Below are 20,060 nucleotides of genomic sequence, written 5' to 3' on the forward strand. Positions count from 1 at the left end.
GGGGTTTGCTGGTACGCGGGGTTTGCTGGTACGCGGGGTCGGCCCACGAGCAAACGATTCCTACTTCTCGGCCGCGATCACAATCGCCGCGGCCTGCCCCGTTGACGCCTGGTTGAGCGAGAGAGCGATGCCGGCCGTGCCCTCGAGCGGCGTTCCCTGCACGACGTTCACAGGGCACTCTGGATCGGGATGCTCGTAATTGAGCGTCGCCGGAACCTGGCCGCGCTCGAGCGCGAGGACACTGGCGGCCAGTTCCACGGCGCCGGTTCCCGCCCCCAGGTTGCCGAAATAACTCTTCAATCCGGTGACAGGAACATCGCCGAGGACCTGGCGGATGGCTTGAGCCTCGGCCCGATCGTTTTCGATGGTGCTCAGGCCGTGGGCGTTCACATGCCCGACGTCGTGCGGCGAAACTTCGGCCGCGCGGAGGGCGTTTTCGATCGAGGATTTGATCGCGGTACCCTGCAGACGCGAACCGTTCATGTGCGGCTCGAAGCCACTTGAGTAGCCCAGCACCCGGCCGAGAATGCGTGCCCCGCGTGCCTCGGCGTGTCGACGGCTTTCCAGGACCAGGACCCCCGAGCCTTCGCCGTAAACCGCGCCGCAGCGATGGGCGTCGAACGGCCGGCTGGCGGTGGCGGGATCCTTTGCCTCGCGCGCCGTATCGCAAAGAATCGCCCGCACGTACGTGGTGGGATGAATGCGCGAGCTGGTGCCACCGGCGACCATGATGTCGGCCAGTCCACGCTCGATGATGCGAGCCGCTTCGGCGACGGCCAGCAAGCTGGAAACCTCGGCCGTGGCCAGCGAATTGCTCGGCCCGCGCGCATCGTACGTTATCGCCACGTGGCAAGCCGGCATGTTTGGCAGGTATTTCAGCATCCACAAGGGATACAACTGCGCCATGGCATGTTGTCCCCAACGTCGAAAATCGAAATGCCCTTCGACGACGCAGCTGCGATAAGCGGCTTCGACGTCCTCCAGGGGGCAAAGAATCATGTCGGCGCCGAAGACCACGCCGAAGCGGTCCGGATCGATGGCGCCGGGAGTCACGCCGGCCTGTGTACAAGCCATGTCGGCGGCGCTTACGCCGAACTGAATATCGCGCGACATGACCTTCAAGCTCTTGCGCGGCTTCACATACTCCTTCGGATCGAAGCCCACGACTTCGGCGCCGAAGGGGACGGGCATGCCGCGCGAATCGAAGCTCGACAGCGGCTGTATGCCGCCGCGCCCCGCGGTCAGCGATGACCAGAAGGCCTCGGTGCCAACACCGATCGGGCTGACGACCCCCAGCCCCGTTATGACAATATCTCGCGCCACGACCGCTCAACTCCCTGGGGTCAGGAACTGCCAAACTGCGACGTCCCTGTCTCCACGCCCGTAAGAGTCTCGCAGGCGCGACAATAAAGCCTTAATCCAGCAGGGCCTCGGCGCGAAGGGGCGTGGACGCAATTCGTGAAAAAAAGACTGTTCGACAAGGCCCGCGATGGTCGCTCAGGGGCTTAAATCATTCTCTCGCGGCTGCTTTTCTTCGGGTGACGACGGCCGTGCGATAGAAGATGGTGCGATTTTGACCATTCCAGACAATGCGGTGAGCGAGGCAAATCGCGCCGTACAGGTCGTGTTTGCGGCGTAATCAGGTCCCACCGGCGTGGCGGTCAAGGAAATACGACCTCGCAGCCGAATTCTCGATTAGTGCTCCGGCGCAACGTGGTCGCCGTAGAGCTCCCTGCCCTCCCTGAATCCTCGCTCCGGTTAGCAAGTCGTGACAACTTCCCACGAGTCCACGCTTGCGCGCGGCCATGGCTGGCCCGCGCCCTTGTTCCCAGATCGGCATCGCTCTCGGGGGCCTTCCCGATCCGCCCATTCGCGCGAGGATTTTTCGCTGCGTGACGCTCGGCAGTTGATCAGCGATCTATTCGAGCCGCGCGTGGCGATCTATTGGACCGATTTCCTGCTGTCGATGGCGGTCGGCGTCGGCGGCCTGGCTGCCCTGCGACGCTTGCCGCTCACTTGGGCCGGCTGGATCGCGATCTACACCGTGGCCGTATTGGCGTTCTATCGCGCCGCGATGTTCAGCCACGAAGTCGTCCACTTGCGCGGCGATAAGTTCAAAGCCTTTCGCGCGGCATGGAATCTTCTCTGCGGCATCCCTTTTCTGATTCCATCGTTCTTGTACCAGACACATACGCTGCACCACGTGCGCAAGCACTATGGAACGGCGGCCGACGGTGAGTACCTGCCGCTGGCCACCGGGCCGGTGCGGAATATCTTCCTGTTTCTCTGCGAGCCGCTGGTAATGCCGGCGATCGCCGTCGTGCGTTTCTTGGTTCTGGCGCCTTTGACCTGGATCAGCCCCCGCTCGCGGAATTGGGTCTACTCGCACGCCTCGGCCATGGTCATTGATCCCAGCTTCGTCCGTCCGCTGCCCGCACGTGGCGAGTTGCGACTGTGGCGTTTGCAGGAAGCGGCCTGCTTTGCCGTGGCCGCGGGCACGGCGGTGGCCGTGCTTTCAGGGCTGCGACCGTGGCAGATGGTGCGGGACATGTATCTGATCGCGGCCGGTGTGCTAATGCTCAATGCGATTCGCACCCTGGGCGCTCACCGCTACCTGCATCGCGGCGAAGAAGTCAGCTTCGTCGAGCAATTGCTCGATTCGCTGAACTATCCGTTCCATCCGATCTCGGGCGAATTGTGGGCGCCGGTGGGCCTGCGCTTTCACGCGCTGCACCACCTGTTTCCGTCGCTCCCCTATCATGCCTTGCCCACGGCACACAAGCGGCTGATGGAAGGATTGCCGGATAACTCGCCGTATCGACGCACGATCAGCAAGAGCTTGCCATCGGCGTTACTGGCCCTGTGGCGGCGTGCGCGGCGCGCCTCCTAGCAGCCTGTTGAAAAAAGCCCTCGTGGCTTTTTTCAACCTCGCCAAGTGCGAAGCAATGCTTCGCACGGCCACCGGTGGCTCTGCCCGTACGTCGGTTCTCCCCTGGTGGGCGAGCCACCACGGGCACCCGGTTTAAGATCCTGGAACAAGGACCAAGCGAGGTCGCTACCGGTCGAGGTCGTACATCCGGTAGGTCTTGATCAGCTTGGCGTCCATTTTCTCGAGGCCCATCCGCGGCATCACGTTGGTTTCCGCGATCCAGGAAAATTCCGCCTCTTCCACCCCCATCGACAGGGCCTTGGGCACGAGCGACCGCAACAGCACCAGCCCTAATCCCCACCGCTGATACTCGGGCACGACGTTGATGCTGAGGATGCGGATGCGGCGCACATCTTTCTTGCCGCGCAACAACTGCAAGAAGCCGAACGGCAGCAGCCGGCCACGAATCCGCTTGATATGCGGATTGTAGTCCGGCAAGCCCAGCACGGCCCCCACGCCACGGCCATCGACTTCGGCAATCAGGGCCAACTCCGGGCTGACCAGGTAGCTGAGCGTGCGGACGAATTCCGTCATTTCGTGTTTCGTTAGCGGCACGAACCCCCACATCGCCTCGAACGAACGGTTGTAGAGTTCGAGAAATAGCTCGACGTCTTTATTTGCCACGGTCATCGGACGAACCGTGGCCTGACACCGCTCCTGCGCCTGGTCGACCAGCCAGCCCATGTTCTCTTCGAAGGCCGGCAACTGCTCCTTGTAGCCGATGTAGGCCAGCAGGTCTTGCGACTTCTGAAAGCCGTACCCTTCGATGAGCTGCGCATAGAAGGGAGGGTTATAGGTCATCAAGAAGGTCGGCGACGAATCAAATCCCTCGACCAGCAAGCCGCAATCGTAGTTCATCGAGGGGTTCGCCGGCCCGCGCATTTTCGTGATTCCCCGCGCCGCGAGCCACTCGCGCACGGCGTCCAGCAGGGCGTGGGCGACGGCCGGGTCATCGACCGTTTCGAAAAATCCGAAGAAGCCGCGTTCTTCCTTGTGCTCGCGATTGTGCTCGCGGTTGATGATGGCCGCGACGCGTCCGCACGCTTCGTTACCGCGCGTGGCCAGAAAGGTCTGCACCTCGGCCGTTTCATGAAACGGATGGTGCTTGTAGCCGACGAGCTCTTTTTCAATGATGCGCAGACGGGGTATCCAGAACGGATCGTTGCGGTAAAGTTGCTCCGGTAGATTGAGAAACCGCCGGCGGTCACCCCACGAAGTTACCGGCCTGACGACGACTGCGGCCATGGCGTTCCAAATTGATTTTGCAGGAAAAGGTGCAATGCTAATATAGCGGTGGCCTAATGGGCAATATTGCCGGCGCCGTCGGGGCAAAACATCGTGTTCACGGGGCATTTCCAAAGGCGATCCAAGCGCCGCCCCCCCGGCGATATGCGGCAAGGACGGACAGCGACAGGGAAATCGTGAAGGCATTAATCACAGGCGCCAGCGGATTTATCGGCACGCATCTGGCCACGGCCTTGAGCAACCAAGGGCATCAGGTGCGCTGCCTGGTGCGGCGCAGCTCGCGGACCGATCAACTGTCGGCCGTCGGGGCCGAGCTTGTCTACGGCGACGTGACGGATCCAGCCAGTGTTACGGCGGCCGTCCGTGGCGTCGACGCCGTGTTCCACCTGGCTGGACTCGTCAAAGCACTCACGTACGAAGAGCTGCTGCGCGTCAACGAAGACGGAACACGGCACGTGGCGCATGCCTGCGCCGAGCAAGGGCAGCCGCCGGTCATGGTCCTGGTTTCCTCGCTGGCCGCTGCTGGGCCGTCCGCGATCGATCGCCCGCGGCTCGAGTCCGATCCGGTCGAGCCCGTGTCGAATTACGGCCGCAGCAAGCGTGCCGGAGAACTGGCTGCCCTGGCCTTTGCCGATCGGATGCCACTGACCATCGTGCGGCCGCCGGTGGTCTTCGGCGAGGGCGATCTGTCGATGTTGTCGATGTTTCGCCCCATCAAGTTGTTACGTCTGCACCTGGTTCCCGGCTTCACCGAGCGGCGCGCGTCGATGATTCACGCCGCGGATCTGGTCGCCGGACTCATCAAGGCCGCCGAGCGAGGCGAACGCATCGAGCCAGGCCAGGCAGCGAATTCCGCGCACGGATATTACTTCCTGGCCGCCGAGCGCAACCCTACGTTCGCCGAATGGGGGCAATTGATCGCCCGCTCCTTGGGCTGTCGCCGCTTGCGCGTGGTTCGCGCTCCCGAGGTCTTGGGTTGGGGACTGGCCGGACTGAACGAAGCCTGGGCCCGCGTCCGCCGACGGCCCCACATCTTCAATATCGACAAGCTCCGCGAGGCCACGGCAGGCTCGTGGGTCTGCGGCGCCGATCGCGCCCGGGAACAGCTCGGCTTTTCGGTCGCGGCCAACCTGGAACAGCGCTTCGCGCAGACCACGCGCTGGTATCGCAACCACGGGTTGATCTAAACGGATCCGTCGGATGGGCGGGCGCACTTTGGGATGTGGTACCCATCCCGAATTTCTGCTGCGCAAGCCCGGCGGGCACCGCATCATTACCGCAGATTTGGCCCCCCTACGCAGGTTCGGACCGACACGTCTCCCCGGTGGATGCCGAAGAGGAATCGCCGCAAGTCCTTGGAGTAATTCGGGCTTATTGCTTTGCCCAAATTGCCAAATTAGGATCGATATCTGGAACGGGTGCAGAACCTATCCTTTCCTTAGCAATCATCCGCCCCCATCCGTGCCGCCGCATTTTCGCGTTGTGCCGGTGGGGGCGAACCGGTCAACGTTCTGCCACGGGAGGTCTGGGGATGTCGTTACGCATTACGCGGGCTTGCGTCGTCATCGTTGCGGCGTGTGCGTTGTTTGCACTGGTGATTCGAAGTTCGGCAACAACCACGCCCACCCCTACCCCAAGCTCCGGCACGATCCCTCCTCCTCTTGCGCCGGCCGGTGTCATCGTGAACGCCGACGGCGTGTTACGTACTCAAGTGTACGACGACCAGACCGGCGCGCTACGCCGTCGACGCGTCGAAGAGGCGCAAGCCAGGCTCAACGACAAAGTGGCCGCGCGCAGCAATCTGCGCAAGGTCTCGCTGACGCGGTTGGAAAAGGCGATCCGCGCGCGACGCGAAGCGGGTCAGGAGCCAACTGACGAGATGCTCTGCCTGGCCGGCCTGCTCCGGCTGCGCTACGTGTTCCTTTATCCCGATTCGGGCGACATCGTGATCGCCGGCCCGGCCGAGGGCTGGTTTCATGATCTATCGGGACGCGTCGTCAGCCTGACGTCAGGCCGCCCGGTGCTGGAACTGCAGGACCTGGTCGTGGCGCTGCGAGCCTATCCGCCCGGCCAGGACCAGGGCCCGCTGATCGGCTGCTCGATCGATCCCACGCCCGAGGGCCTGGCGCGCATGCAGAATTTTCTGCGCAGCATGGGCGGATCGGCCACGCCGGAAGACACCGAGTTCATCGTCGATGGCCTGCGCACGGCGCTGGGATTGCAAAAGGTCGCCATTCGCGGCATCTCGCCCAACACGCATTTCGCGCAAGTCATGGTCGAGGCCGACTATCGCATGAAGCTGATCGGCATCGGGCTCGAACGCCCGCCGGTGGCCTTGCGCAGCTACGTCGACCGGGCGAATCCGGCCACGGTCGGCAAGAACGCCCTGCAGCGCTGGTATTTCGTGCCGGAATACAAATGTGTTCGCGTCACGGAAGACCACGAATCGATGGAATTAGTCGGAGATGGCGTGAAGCTGGTCGGCGCCGACGAAGTGGTGGGCGCCGGCGGCCAACGCACTAAGTCCAAGACCACCAACGGCGCCAGCGTGTCGTTCGTGACGGGCTTTACGAAGAAATACCCCGATCTAGCCGCCAAGTCGCCGGTATTCGCGCAGCTGCGCAACCTGATCGATATGTCGGTGGCTGCCGCCTTCATCCAGCAGAATCACTACTACGAAAAAGCCGGCTGGAACATGGAAACCTTCGGCAACGAAGAGGCCTTTCCCGTCGAGACGTATAACGCGCCGGTGGAAGTCGAATCGGCCGTCAACAGCGTGTGGAAGGGGAACCAGTTGATGACGCCCATTGGCGGCGGCGTTTCGGTCCGCGCCCATGAGGCTTTGGCCACCGATAACCTGCTATCAGACGATGGCAAGAAGGTCGAGAAGGCCCATGAGAACACCACCGTGCAGGGATTGGCCGAGGGGCAATGGTGGTGGGACTGAATCGCGGCGCCGGTAGCTGGCACCCGTCAGCAGTGAAATTTTCTGATGCGGCGGCCTTTGGGCTTGGACGGCGCGACTCTCGTGCGGTAAGACTCTAAGCGTTGCTGCGCTCGCGCGGTCGGCGCGGTATGCGCCTGGAGTCTCGCCACCTTTCGGCAAGCCACGCTATGTCCGCTGCGCTCGACTACCAGGCCGTGCTCTCCGTCTATCCGGACGATTGCCAACCGAGCGCGGTCGAGTTTCTCGACGCGGCCGGCGGCTTGAGCGGCGCCCGCTTGTGGCGGCTTACCACGCCACGCGGCCCGTTATTGCTGCGCCGCTGGCCGCAGGAGCATCCGACGCGCGAGCGTTTGGAATTCATTCAGGCCGTGCTATGGCACGTGCAGCAGGAGGGCTTTGCGCGCGTCTCGCTACCGCTGGAAACGCGCGAGCATCGCGGTTACGTGGAACGGGCCGATTACCTGTGGGAGCTCGCGCCCTGGCTGCCGGGTGTCTCCGATTATCGACAGGCCCCCAACGCCCGGCGGCTGGCGAATGCCTTGCGGACTCTCGCCGAGTTTCACCTGGCGGCGGCAACCTTTCCGCTGGCCGAACCGGTGCAATGCCCCGCGCCTGGTATCGCCGAGCGACACGAACAGTTGCAGGAGTTGCTGGCCGGCGGGTTCGATCGATTACGCGAGGCCTTGCAGCCGGCGCGCGACGAGTATCGGGAGTCGGCCGAGCGGATCGTCGAATTGTTTCCACGTGCAGCGCCGCGCGTCCGGGCGGCGCTCGAACAAGCCGCGCGCGCTCGCGTGCAAGTCGTGCCTTGTCTGCGCGACATCTGGCACCAGAACGTGCTGTTCGAAGGAGACGAAGTCACGGGCCTGATCGATTTCGGCTCGCTGCGCCCCGAGAACGTGAGCGCCGACGTGGCCCGGCTGTTGGGCAGTATGGCCGAGGACGATCGCGCGTTGTGGCGTGAAGGTTTCGCCGCTTACGAGTCGCGCCGGCCGCTTTCGGAAAGTGAAGCCATCCTGACGAGCGCCTTCGATTCCAGCGGAGTGCTCTTGGGGGGCATCAACTGGCTCTCCTGGATTTACGAGCGTGGCCGTAAGTTCGACCACCCAGCGGCGGTACTCGAGCGGCTCGGGTATTTCCAGCGTCGGCTGGGGGTCCTGGCCGCCGGCAGCCTGTGAATTCCGGCGGGCTAAGCGAGTTGGAAGCCAAGTCGCGTAGAATGAAAGCAGGTGCGCCGACGATGTGTCCTTCCGGGTCGCGTGGGGTACTTATGCTGAAATTGACCGCACCCCGCGAGGCGACCTAAAATAGCCCATCTTTCTGGATTTAGGGACGTCGGGAGGTATTCATGAGGGAGCGCAACGCCAACGTTTATTTGCTCACTCTCGCCGTGGCGGTTATAGGCACGGCGCTAGCAGTACAGGCTTACGCGCAGGTCAATCTCGGGGCGCTTGAGCCGGCCGGCCAGCCCGGGCCGCGCAGCGATGGCCCCGTGAAAGCTTCGGCCCGCATTGCGCCGGCCACCGACAAAAGTCCCGCCCAACTGGTCGTCACGGCCGACATCGCGCCCGGCTGGCATATCTATTCGATTACGCAAAAGCGTGGAGGCCCTGTTCCGACCAAGATCACGGTCGAACCGGCCACGGGCGTCAAGCTCGCTGGCGATTTCAAGCCCAACACCAAGCCCGAGATTCATCCCGAACCGGCGTTCGATAACCTGCCGGTCGAGACGCACGAGAAGCGCGTGATCTGGACGGCGCCGCTGGAGCTTGCGGCTGGATTGGACATGGCCAAGCTGGCGATCACCGGCAAGCTTTCGTTCCAGGCGTGCGACGCGAGCAGTTGCCTGCCGCCGAAGTCGCTGCCGTTTACCGCTTCGCTCGGCGCCGCGGCCGATGCTGCCCCCGGGGCCGGGGTGGTAACCGGTGAATTGGGGACTTACAAGCCTGGCAATGCGCACGTCGTACTCGAGGGGTCGTTCGAGCCGAAGGTGGTGACGCCCGGCGAAAAAGTCAGACTGACGATCACGGCCAAGCCGACCGATGGCTGGCATATTTACGCATTAGCCGCGCGCGATCCACAAAAGGTTGCCAAGCCGACGCTGATCGCCCTTACGGATACCGCGGGTTGGCAGGCGTCAGCGCCGGTCGCGCAGGGCCCGCTCGTTGAGCGGACTTCGCCTGTGCTGCCCGACGAGAAGGACCGTTTCTACGAAGAGCCCGTCACTTGGACCATCGCTTTCGAAGTGCCGGGTGATGCCCAACCCGGCAAAGCGAAACTGGCGGGGTTGATCGGATTTCAGACCTGCCAGGACGAGAAGGGTTGCGACTTGCCGCATGCCGCGCAGTTTCAGGTCGAGGTGCCGGTCGCCGCGCAAGGAGTGGCTGGCACTCTGCCGCTGGAGTTCACTCCTGCCAAAAGCTACAAGCAAGTGAACGAAGCCACGGCGGCCAACGAGGCGCCGGCCAATCAGACAGCCGGATTCGACGCTCAGAAACTCGAAGCCAATGTCGAGAAAAGCGAAACGTCACTGGCCCTGATGTTGGGCGCGGCACTCTTGGGCGGCTTGATTCTCAATTGCATGCCCTGCGTGCTGCCCGTGATCGGCCTGAAAATCCTGGGCTTCGTCGAACAAAGCCATCAGCACCGCCGGCAAATCTTCATGTTGAACCTGTGGTTCACGTTGGGTCTGCTGTCGGTATTCATGATCCTGGCGTCGCTGGCCGTGTTTCTGAACTTTGGTTGGGGCGAGCAATTTACCAAACCCTGGTTCACGATCGGCATGTCGGGCCTGGTGTTCGCCATGGCGCTGAGCTTTCTCGGCGTATGGGAGATTCCCATTCCCGGCTTTGTTGGTAGCGGCAGCGCGGGACAAATGGCGACCAAAGAAGGAGCCGCCGGCGCCTTCGCCAAGGGGATCTTCACAACGATCCTGGCAACGCCCTGCAGCGGGCCGTTTCTGGGTCCGCTCTTTGGTTTGTTGTTGCGGCAGCCGCCTGCCGTAATCTACGCGATCTTCTTTTGCGTCGGGCTAGGTATGGCCAGCCCTTACCTGCTGATTGGTGCCTTTCCGCGCTTGATTCGCTTCTTGCCCAAGCCTGGCGCTTGGATGGATACGTTCAAGCAGGCGATGGGCTTCGTGCTGTTGGGCACGGTCGTATTTCTGTTCATGAGCATCAAGCACGATTACCTGGTGCCGACATTCGCACTATTGATCGGAATCTGGCTCGGTTGCTGGTGGGCCGGGCGAACGCCGCTGACCGCCGAACTCGGCCAGAAATTCATCGCCTGGTTGATGGGCGGAGCGATGGCGGCGCTGGTCGGGCTGTTCGCCTTTACCTGGCTGGTGCCGGGCGACGACGTGCTCCAGTGGCAACCATTCTCGCGGGCGTCGCTCGTGCAGTTGACCAACGAAGGCAAGACGGTGTTCGTCGACTTTACCGCTACCTGGTGCGCGACGTGCAAAATGAACGAGCGCGTGGCTATCAATACCCGGGCCGTTCGCGAACTGGTCGAAGAGTACGGCATCGTGCCGCTCAAAGCCGACTGGAGCGAGGAGTCAGACGAGATCAAGGACATGCTCAATCTGTTGGGCTTTAACTCGATACCTGTTTACGCCGTCTTCCCGGCCGGTGAGCCGAACAAGCCGATTGTCTTCAGCGATCTGGTGTCGGAAGGGTTGGTGCTGGAGAAGCTCCGCGAAGCTGGCCCTTCGCGCGACGGTGCCGAGCGCACGGCCCTCATGACGTCGCGGCAGTAGCCACCTGCGCACGTAGGGTGCACTATGTGCACCAATTCTCAAGGAAGCGCCGTGGTGCTCACAGAGCACCCTACATGTCAGGCGCCGTCGAAACTCTGGCGTGTTCGACGGTCGTGCTTTGCCAACCCTAATTCTTAGTGTTGACAAAGCACTACGCCCACACGGCCCCGCGTGCTCCCGCCGCAACATGGCCGATCGTAAAGCACTCGAGGCCCTGGTCGGCCAACTGCTGGGCAATGCTGTCTGCGTAAAAGGCACTCACGACCAGCACCAGTCCCAACCCCATGTTGAAGACGCGCGCCATTTCGTCGGCGTCGATAGCGCCCAATTTCGCCAGCCATGGAAACACGGGCGGCACCGGCCAACTGTCGCGCTGGATGACCGCCGTCACGCCCTCGGGCAAGATGCGCGAGAGATTTTCCAAGAGCCCGCCCCCCGTGATGTGGGCGATGCCGTGCACGACGCCTTTGACTTTATAGTGCGCGAGGATCTTGCGAATTGGCTGCACGTAAATGCGCGTCGGCGTCATCAGCGTATCGCCGACGGTGCCCGATAGCTCGTCGACGTAATCATCGACGCCCAGTCCGGCTTGCTCGAAGACGACCTTACGCACCAGGCTATATCCGTTCGAGTGCAAGCCGCTGGACGGCAGCCCCAGCACCACGTCACCCGCCGAAATGGCGCGACCGTCGATCACGCGATGGCGCTCGACCACGCCGACGCAAAAGCCAGCCAGGTCGTAGTCGCCCGGCGCGTACAGGTCGGGCATGATGGCCGTTTCGCCTCCCAGCAAAGCGCAGTCGCTGGCTAGACAGCCGGCCGTGATGCCCGAGACGATCTGTTCCAGAAGCGGCGGATCGTCCTTCGACATCGCCACGTAATCGAGAAAGAACAAGGGCTCGGCGCCGCAGCACAACGCGTCGTTGACGCTCATCGCCACCAGGTCGATGCCCACCGTATCGTGCCGGCCGGTCAGCTGCGCGACTTTCAGCTTGGTGCCCACGCCATCGGTGCAGGAGACGAGCACGGGGTTTTCGTACTTGCGGGCGAAGAGAGGGCTCGTGAAGTCGAGCTGAAACAAGCCCGCGAATCCGCCCGGCAAGGGGAGCACGCGGGGCGACTGCGTTCGCACCATCAGGCCGGGCAAGCGGGCCATGGCCTGCGCGTACAATTCGAGGTCGAGCCCCGCGTCCTTGTAAGTCGTCTTGGCCATCAAAATTGGGGGGCGAGCAGCGAGAAAGAAGCGATTGTAGGAGGCGCGCGGAGAAGCTGTCAAACGGCCCACCCGCGCGGTCAGAAACTTACAGGTTTCCTCGGGCTATAGACTTGTGCCCGGTCCCGCGACACGCAATCGTAGAGACCAGGTTTTCGCCAATCGATTTCAGGAGATATGCCTTGAGACTTTCCGCCGCCCGACTGTTGCTCCTTGTTTGCTGCGCGCCTTTGGCTGTGCTGGTGGGTGTGGTGCTGGCCGATGCGCCGGCGCCGCCGCCGGCACTTTCAAAGCTCATGCCGGCCGACGATTTGATTGCCGAGATCGACCAGTGCGTGACGAGTTGCCGCGACGGCATAATGGACGCACAAAGCTACGCCGACAAGTCGCGGCAGGTGAAGCGCGACGCGCACACCATCGCGGCACTCGCGCTCACGCTGGCCAAACACGATCAAGATCATCGGCTGAAGTCTTCGGCGCCCGCGCTCTTGGCCGCGGCGCAACAGCTGGCAGCGGCCGCGGATTACGACGCCGCCAAGAAGTCGTTTGCGAACGTCGAAAGCGCTGCGGCCGGCAAGAGCCCCGGCGCCGCCAGGGCGGCGGAATGGGGAAAGGTTGCCGGCCTGGGCCAGTTGATGAAGCAAGTCACGTTCGTCAACAACCGTCTGAAGCGCAACATGCGCCGCTTCGAAGAGCGTAAAAACGACAACGCTCGCGACGCCGCTACATTGGCCGCGATCGCGCAAGCGTGCAACTACGATACGCACGAAGTCAAAGAGGCGTCCGACCTCGATAAGTGGTATCAATTGTGCGGCGAAATGCGGGATGCGGCCGGTTCGCTGAACGCGCAAATCCACGCAGGCGACAAAGCCGGGGCGGAAACGGCGCTCGGTAACCTTGGAAAAAGCTGCGAAACTTGCCACGAAACGTTTCGCGTCCGAACAGCGCCGTGAGCGTGGTATGCTTCAGCACGACGGTCGTGTTACTCCTCGTGCCACCTTGAGTTGACTTCATGCCCCTTTCGCATCCGACTCTGCAGTTCACTCACCCGCTTCCCTATGGCGCCATCCCGATCGATGGCGGCGTGCAGTTCGTGGTCTTCAGCCGCTCGGCGACCGCCATGCGGCTCATGCTCTACAACAACGTCGACGACGCCGAACCGAGCGAAGTCATCCACTACGACGCCGACAGCGATCGCTGGGGCGACATCTGGAGCATGTTCGTTCCGGGTCTGGGCGCCGGTCAGCTTTACCATTTGCAGGCCGACGGACCGTACGATCCGCAGCATGGGCAGCGCTTCGATGGCCGGGCCCGTTTGATCGATCCTTACGCCCGCGCGCTGGCCGGAAATTTTTTGCCGTCGCGCGACGGCATCGTGCGTCCGCCGAAGTGTGTCGTCGTCGACGATACCTTCGACTGGCAGGGCGATCGCCACTTGCGCCGCAGCCTGGCCGACACCGTGATCTACGAAATGCACGTCGGCGGTTTCACCCGCTCCGAGACCAGCGGCGCCGAGCATCCCGGCACCTACCTGGGCGTGATCGAAAAGATCCCGTACCTGAAATCGCTGGGCGTCACGGCTGTCGAGCTGATGCCGGTACACGAGTACCCGATCAACAATTGCTTTGGCGAGCGCGACGAGCGGCCCAACTACTGGGGCTACGACCCGCTGGCCTTCTTCGCGCCGCACCGCGGCTATGCGTCCAGCTCCGAGCCGGGGGCACAAGTCGTCGAGTTCAAGCAGATGGTCCGCGCCCTGCACCAGGCGGGCATCGAGGTGATCCTGGACGTGGTCTTCAACCACACGGCCGAAGGAAATCAGCACGGCCCCACGCTGAGCTTCAAGGGGCTCGAAAACCGCGTCTACTACATGCTCGAGAACGGCGGTGCTAGCTACCGCAACTACTCGGGCTGCGGTAACACCGTGAACGGCAATCATCCGATCGTGCGCGAGCTGATCTTCCTTTGTTTGCGCCACTGGGTGTTGAACTACCACGTCGACGGGTTCCGCTTCGATCTGGCCAGCGTTTTGAGCCGCGACCGGAACGGAGAATTGCTGCCCAACCCGCCGCTGGTCGAAACCATCGCCGAGGACCCGCTTTTGGCCGATACGAAGATCATCGCCGAAGCGTGGGATGCCGCGGGTGCCTACCAGGTGGGCTCGTTCGCTAATCTGCGGTGGGCCGAATGGAACGGCCGCTACCGGGACGATATCCGTCGGTATTGGCGCGGCGACCAAGGCACGCTGGGCGATTTCGCCACGCGTTTGGCGGGGTCCAGCGACCTCTATGCCCCCAGCCGACAGCCGTACCACAGCATCAACTTCATCACCTCGCACGACGGCTTCACGCTCAACGACCTGGTGACGTACAAGGAGAAGCACAACCAGGCCAACGGCGAGGAGAGCCGCGACGGCGACAATAACAACCTCAGCGACAACTACGGCATCGAAGGGCCGACGAACAAACGCCTGATCGAAAAGATTCGTGGCCGACAGATTCGCAACTTCCTGGCGACTTTGTTCCTCAGCCAGGGCGTGCCCATGTTGGTCTTCGGCGACGAGTGCCGGCGAACCCAGCGCGGCAACAACAACGCCTACTGCCAGGACAACGAGATTTCCTGGTTCGATTGGGACCTGGTCACGCGACACGTCGACCTGGTGCGGTTCACACAGGCGCTCGTGGCTTTCCGCAAACGGCAGCCGACACTACGACGGTCGAGCTTCTTACGTGGTGAGCCGCAAGTGCCCGGAACCTTGCCCGACGTCAGCTGGTTCAACGCCGAAGGCGGGCCTGTGGAATGGTCGGGAGACGAGTTGAGCCTGACATGCCTGCTAGCCGCTCCGCCGACCGCGAGCGCTGGCGAACGGCCGCGGCACGTCCTGATTTTTACCCATGCCGGAACTTTGCCGCGCGACTTTGCGGTGCCGGGACCGGCGCGGAAGATCGCTTGGACCCAGTTCGTCAATACGGCCGCCGAGAGCCCGAAGGACATTTACCCCAATCTGGACGGCCCCGAGCTGCGGGTCGATCGCAAAGTCACGCTGATCGACCACACGCTCGTCTGTTACGTCTCGGCTCCGTGATCCTTGCAGTTTTCTGCTCCAAAGTTCGGACGGGCGTGCGTCGCTAGCCTGCGGTGACGGGCAGGAAAGCCCGAAAACCAGTAGCGGCGTCCGCCCGTCTGCGGCAGAATACCAGTGCTCCGCCGAATGTTGGGTTTCGGGTTAGGATTCTGATACCAGGCGCGAGGCGCCAGCGAGGGTTGTATCGCGCTTCCATAGGCCCCTCGCTGGCGCTTTGGTCTGGTGTAAACTGCGCTGACATCCGGGGCCGTTCTGTTCGATCGCGCAGGCCCGCGGTTGCCACCCGCCAGGCAGTTATGGGAGTGAACGCCATGAGCATTGCCACGTCCGCCGCACTCTATCAAGAACGGACCGGGCAGGTCACCACGCGTGAAGTGATCGACCGTTGCCTCGAGGACCTGGCGCAAGCCAAGGAACGCTGGCGCGAGCTGGCTTTGGACCGGCGGATTGCCCTGGCCCAGGGCTGCCTCGAAGGCGCGATCGCCGCCACCGAGCGGTGGGTCACCGAGGCGTGCCGCGCCAAGGGCATCGAGCCGGGCACGCCGCTCGAGGGGGAAGAGATGGCCGCCGGCCCCTTGGCCACCGTGCGCTATCTAACGCTGTTGATCCGCTCGCTCTCGGACATCGAACGGCGCGGCGCCGTCCGACTCCCCGGCAAGATCGACACGACGAAGACCGGTCAACTGCGCGTGCAGGTGTTCCCCACACGCGGGCTGTTCGATTCGGTGCTCTTCGCCGGCTTTCGCGCCGAAGTGTGGATGCAGCCCGGCGTGACGCGAGAAAATCTCGCCGAGCACATGGCCTTGTACGTTCGGCCTGGCAGCGCCCCGGCCGGCATCGCCCTGGTACTGGGGGCGGGCAATGTCAGCAGCATCGCGCCGACCGATGCCTTCAGCAAGCTGTTCCAGGAAGGCAAGGTCGTGCTGCTGAAGATGAATCCGGTCAACGAATACCTGGGCGGGATTTTCGCGCAGGCGTTCGCACCGCTCGTCGAGGCCGGCTTCTTGCGAATCATCTACGGTGGCGCCGAAGTCGGCACCTACGCCGTCGAACACGAGCTGGTCGACGAAGTGCACATCACGGGCTCGATCTTTTCGCATGAAACGATCGTCTGGGGTCCGCCGGGCGCCGATCGCGAGCGGCGCAAGGCCGAAGGGGCCGCGCGGCTGCAAAAGCGCATCACGAGCGAGCTGGGGAACGTCACGCCGTGGATCGTGATCCCGGGGCCGTACACTGATCGCGAACTGACGTTTCAGGCGGAGAACGTGGCGGCGATGATCACCAACAACGCCTCGTTCAATTGCATCGCGACGAAGATGATCGTCACCAGCCGCCAGTGGCCGCAGCGGCAGCAATTCCTCGACAAGATCGATGCCGTGCTCAGCCGCATCCCGCGGCGCCGCGCTTATTATCCGGGCGCCGAAGAGCGATTCACACGCTTCACGGGCCGTCCGCCCGAGGCAGGTCCGGCCGGCACACTTCCTTGGACCTTGGTGCGCGATGCACAGCCCGATCGCGACCCGCAATTCTTCGAGGAAGAATCGTTCGTGTGCGTGTGCGCCGAAACGGCGCTCGACGTGCGCAGCGACGAGGAGTTCGTCGAGAACGTCGCCAACTTCGTCAATGATCGGCTGTGGGGTAACCTCGGCGCCGGCATGATGGTGCATCCGAAGTTCCGCCGCCAGCCGGGAAACGAAGATCGCTTTCAGGACCTGGTCGGCCGGCTGCGCTTCGGCACGATCGGCATCAATCACTGGCCGGCCCTCAGCTACGCCCTCATGTGTACGCCCTGGGGAGGATTTCCCGAAGGAACGCTCGAGGACCCCAAGAGCGGGCTGGGCTGGGTCCACAATACGTACCTGCTCGACGCGGCGCAAAAAACCGTCATCGAAGGGCCACTGACGATGATGCCCAAGCCGTTCTGGTTCCCCACGCACAAGACGGCCAACATCCTGGCCCGCAAGACGGTCGATCTGACGCACCGGCCGAGCGTGTGGAAGCTGCCGGGGCTGATGCTGCCGGCGCTACGAGGGTAAGAGGGACGGTTCACTCTCGAGCCGGTGTGCCCGGTTGACGCGTGCGCTCCCGGAGTGCAGGCTACTCGTGCGCGTCGTAATTGCCGTTCCGATTGCACGGCGTGCGCAGACCGTCGTCCCGCCACCCACCTCGGGAACCGCCATCATGACTCCCGCTCGCAGTCTCGTTTCGATTCGCCCTGCTCATCGCCTTGTCACAGCGGCCGCCGTACTGTCGGTCGCCCTGCTCGTGCTGCCGAACGTGACGCATGCGCAAATCGCCGTGGCCGAGCCTGAGTACAAGGGGAACGATCGCATCGAAGCGTGGGAAGGCAAAACGGTGCTCGTCGTCACGCCGCATCCGGATGACGAGACGTTTACCTCAGGCGGGCTGTTGGCCCTGCTGGCTGCGCGGAAGAACAACGTGCAGATTCTCATCTACACGACCGACAACGCCGGCTCGAACGATCCGACCATGACCAAGGAGCGACTGGCCCAGATCCGCCGCCAAGAGGAAGAAGATTCCTGCGCGATTCTCGGCATTCCCAAGGATCACATTACCTGGCTGGGCCATGACGACGGCATGCTTGAATACGTCGATCGCCGCGAACTGACCAAGCAGGTGGCTCGCGAGGTTCGCCGCATCCGGCCCGACGCTGTGTTATCGATCGACCCCGGCGCACCCTACGAACAGTGGCACAAGAGCGACCATCGCAGCGCCGCCGTGATCACGGTCGACGGCATGCGGGCCGCGGCGTGGCGGCTGTATTTTCCGGAACTGGAGCGCGAGGGGCTGAAGGCCCACAAGGTGCCGGTCGCGTTCTTTTTCTATTCGAACCAGCCGAACTACGAGGTCGACATTACCGACCTGGCCCAGAAAAAAGCCCAAGCGGCGGCGGCGCACACCAGCCAGTTCGGCACCATGGTCACGAGCTACGACGACAACAAGCTGGCCGAACGCCGTGACAGCCTGGCCAAGATGCTGTTGGCCACGCGCGTGGTCCGCCGCGAAGATGGGCGAATCGTGGAGAAGTTCCGCCGCTCGACGGCGTATGGCGAGTGAGCGCTGAGCGCGGAGTGACGAGCGATGAACGGAGTTGTAATAGTCTGCAAAGCGGTGCTTCCGCAGGAACACCTACAGGTTGTCGAACGATGATTTGGCAAACGTGGCGCATCAGGATGTTCGTGTGGCTGGCAATTGCATTGTGCGCGATCGGCGTAGTTCGCGATGCGACGGCGGAAGAACCGGCGGCGAAAAACTCGAATCTGAAGATTCTCACCTGGAATATTCAGATGCTGCCGACGTTCGGCTTCCTGAGCGAGGATTTGCAGAAGAAGCAAGCTTTGCGCGCTCCCTGGATCATCGAATACCTCAACCAGCAGGATTACGACATTGTCGCCCTGGAAGAAGTGATCGACCGCACGATCACTGAAGAGCTTAAGGCAGGCCTGAAAAGCCAATATCCGCATATCGTCGCGCCGCCTTCGAAGTCCGGTATCTCGGGCACTAGCGGCGGCATCCTGTTGGCCAGCCGCATCCCGCTGACCTACGTCGCGCACATCGTCTACAAGAATGTGGCCGGTGTCGATCGCCTGGCCGAGAAGGGCTGCCTGATGGCCGCCGGCGAGCGCGACGGTGTTCGTTTCCAGATCGCGGCCACGCACTTGCAGGCCGGGCACAACGAGATGAAGGAGAAACAGATCCCCGAAATCTGGGAGGGGATCCTCAAGCCCAACCTCACCGAGGGCGTGCCGCAATTCCTCGTCGGCGACATGAACGTGGCCTCGGACACGCCTGACGAACGCCCGCGCTGGCGGATGCTGCTGGCGACGACGCACATGCGCGAATACCCGACCGACGACCCGCAACCCTTTTCCGTCGACGCAAACAACAGTTGGAGCCGGGCCAGCAAGCAGGCCGAGCGCATCGACCACGTGCTGTTGAACCCCAACGGCACCGGGACCACGATCCAGCGACAGACCATCCAGCGGGCGTGGAAAGAGCATGAGGGCAAGCGGATGGACTACGCCGACCACTACGGCGTGATCGCGGAAGTGCTGCTGAAAAAATAGGCTAGGGACCAAACTGGCCGGCAACTTGCGACGGTACAATGGAATAGCCAGCCACGCACTAGCACGGTCCGGGTGAATCGAATCGTGAGGTCAATCCATGACTTACCGCGGACATATCCAAAACGGCGTTGTCGTTTTCGACGGCGGCGCCCCGCTTCCGGACGGAACGATTGTGAACGTTGAGCCCGTTTCGGCGAATCAGACATCCGCGAAACGCGAGGGCTCCTCGCTCGTCGAACGACTAAAGGGCGTCGTTGGCAGCATTGATGACCTGCCTGCAGATTTCGCTGCACAGCACGATCATTATATTCATGGTGTACCGCGCCGATGAACCGCGTGTTCGCCGACACTTTTTATTTCCTCGCAATCATTAACCGGCGCGATGCTTGTCATGGCCGCGCGGTCCAGGCGGGCTCACAGCCGAATCTGCAGATTGTGACAACAGCGTGGGTGCTCACCGAGGTCGTCGACGCCCTATCCCAGCCCCCGCGACGGCAGGTAGCAATTGACCTCGTGCGCGGGCTACAAAGCGACTCGATGGTGACGATTGTCGACGCGTCGCCCGAGCTGTTTCGCCGTGCGATCGAACTTTTCGAAGCACGCGAAGATAAAAGCTGGACCCTGACGGATTGTACGTCCTTCGTCGTGATGACCGAATTCGGTCTCACCGACTCCCTCACCGGTGACCATCATTTCGCGCAAGACGGTTTTCGGCCGCTATTGGCCGTCGAATAGCATTCCGCTCGACCGTATGCCTCCCGCCTGTCGGCTGGCATCGCGCCGCGCGGTGGGT

General features: G+C 62.8%; 14 protein-coding genes. 11 read left to right on the plus strand and 3 right to left on the minus strand.

The window, feature by feature from the left end:
* Positions 1-60 precede the first annotated feature (60 nt).
* Positions 61-1,323 carry a beta-ketoacyl-[acyl-carrier-protein] synthase family protein gene (locus VHD36_20850; protein HVU89792.1) on the minus strand — a complete coding sequence of 421 codons (1,263 nt, stop codon included), beginning with the start codon at positions 1,321-1,323 and terminating at the stop codon, positions 61-63.
* A gap of 583 nt (positions 1,324-1,906) precedes the next feature.
* Here VHD36_20850 and VHD36_20855 point away from each other — a divergent pair.
* A complete protein-coding gene (locus VHD36_20855; protein HVU89793.1) occupies positions 1,907-2,890 on the plus strand; it encodes a fatty acid desaturase in 984 nt (327 codons plus the stop codon).
* A gap of 165 nt (positions 2,891-3,055) precedes the next feature.
* On the opposite strand, the gene VHD36_20860 is transcribed toward VHD36_20855, so the two are convergent.
* Positions 3,056-4,174, minus strand: a complete 1,119-nt coding sequence (locus tag VHD36_20860) for a GNAT family N-acetyltransferase (protein HVU89794.1) — start codon at positions 4,172-4,174, stop codon at positions 3,056-3,058.
* 176 nt (positions 4,175-4,350) lie between these two features.
* On the opposite strand from VHD36_20860, the gene VHD36_20865 reads away from it, so the two are divergent.
* The 4 genes from VHD36_20865 (at position 4,351) to VHD36_20880 (ending at position 10,881) form a co-directional block, all read left to right on the plus strand.
* Positions 4,351-5,361, plus strand: coding sequence for an SDR family NAD(P)-dependent oxidoreductase (locus tag VHD36_20865; protein HVU89795.1), 1,011 nt, complete (start codon positions 4,351-4,353; stop codon positions 5,359-5,361).
* 344 nt (positions 5,362-5,705) lie between these two features.
* Positions 5,706-7,121, plus strand: a complete 1,416-nt coding sequence (locus VHD36_20870) for a DUF1598 domain-containing protein (GenBank protein HVU89796.1) — start codon at positions 5,706-5,708, stop codon at positions 7,119-7,121.
* Positions 7,122-7,288: 167 nt separating this feature from the next.
* Positions 7,289-8,299, plus strand: coding sequence for a phosphotransferase (locus VHD36_20875; GenBank protein HVU89797.1), 1,011 nt, complete (start codon positions 7,289-7,291; stop codon positions 8,297-8,299).
* A gap of 170 nt (positions 8,300-8,469) precedes the next feature.
* Positions 8,470-10,881: a protein-disulfide reductase DsbD domain-containing protein gene (locus VHD36_20880; protein HVU89798.1), complete on the plus strand. Its 2,412-nt coding sequence runs from the start codon at positions 8,470-8,472 to the stop codon at positions 10,879-10,881.
* 151 nt (positions 10,882-11,032) lie between these two features.
* Here VHD36_20880 and purM read toward each other — a convergent pair whose 3' ends face one another.
* Positions 11,033-12,094 (minus strand): phosphoribosylformylglycinamidine cyclo-ligase, encoded by a 1,062-nt coding sequence (gene purM, locus VHD36_20885; GenBank protein HVU89799.1) that lies wholly within the window; start codon positions 12,092-12,094, stop codon positions 11,033-11,035.
* A gap of 182 nt (positions 12,095-12,276) precedes the next feature.
* On the opposite strand from purM, the gene VHD36_20890 reads away from it, so the two are divergent.
* The 6 genes from VHD36_20890 (at position 12,277) to VHD36_20915 (ending at position 20,002) form a co-directional block, all read left to right on the plus strand.
* On the plus strand, positions 12,277-13,047 hold the full coding sequence (locus VHD36_20890; GenBank protein HVU89800.1) for a cytochrome c: 771 nt from the start codon (positions 12,277-12,279) through the stop codon (positions 13,045-13,047).
* 59 nt (positions 13,048-13,106) lie between these two features.
* Positions 13,107-15,179: a glycogen debranching protein GlgX gene (gene glgX / locus VHD36_20895; protein ID HVU89801.1), complete on the plus strand. Its 2,073-nt coding sequence runs from the start codon at positions 13,107-13,109 to the stop codon at positions 15,177-15,179.
* A 311-nt stretch (positions 15,180-15,490) separates the two neighbouring features.
* Positions 15,491-17,215, plus strand: coding sequence for an aldehyde dehydrogenase family protein (locus tag VHD36_20900; GenBank protein HVU89802.1), 1,725 nt, complete (start codon positions 15,491-15,493; stop codon positions 17,213-17,215).
* 145 nt (positions 17,216-17,360) lie between these two features.
* Entirely contained in the window at positions 17,361-18,257 is an 897-nt protein-coding gene (locus tag VHD36_20905; protein ID HVU89803.1) for a PIG-L deacetylase family protein, read from the plus strand.
* Between the two features lie 89 nt (positions 18,258-18,346).
* Positions 18,347-19,267 carry an endonuclease/exonuclease/phosphatase family protein gene (locus VHD36_20910; protein ID HVU89804.1) on the plus strand — a complete coding sequence of 307 codons (921 nt, stop codon included), beginning with the start codon at positions 18,347-18,349 and terminating at the stop codon, positions 19,265-19,267.
* 327 nt (positions 19,268-19,594) lie between these two features.
* On the plus strand, positions 19,595-20,002 hold the full coding sequence (locus VHD36_20915; protein ID HVU89805.1) for a PIN domain-containing protein: 408 nt from the start codon (positions 19,595-19,597) through the stop codon (positions 20,000-20,002).
* Positions 20,003-20,060: the final 58 nt, after the last annotated feature.

The sequence above is a fragment of the Pirellulales bacterium genome (genome assembly GCA_035546535.1).
Classification (GTDB): Bacteria; Planctomycetota; Planctomycetia; order Pirellulales; family JACPPG01; genus JACPPG01.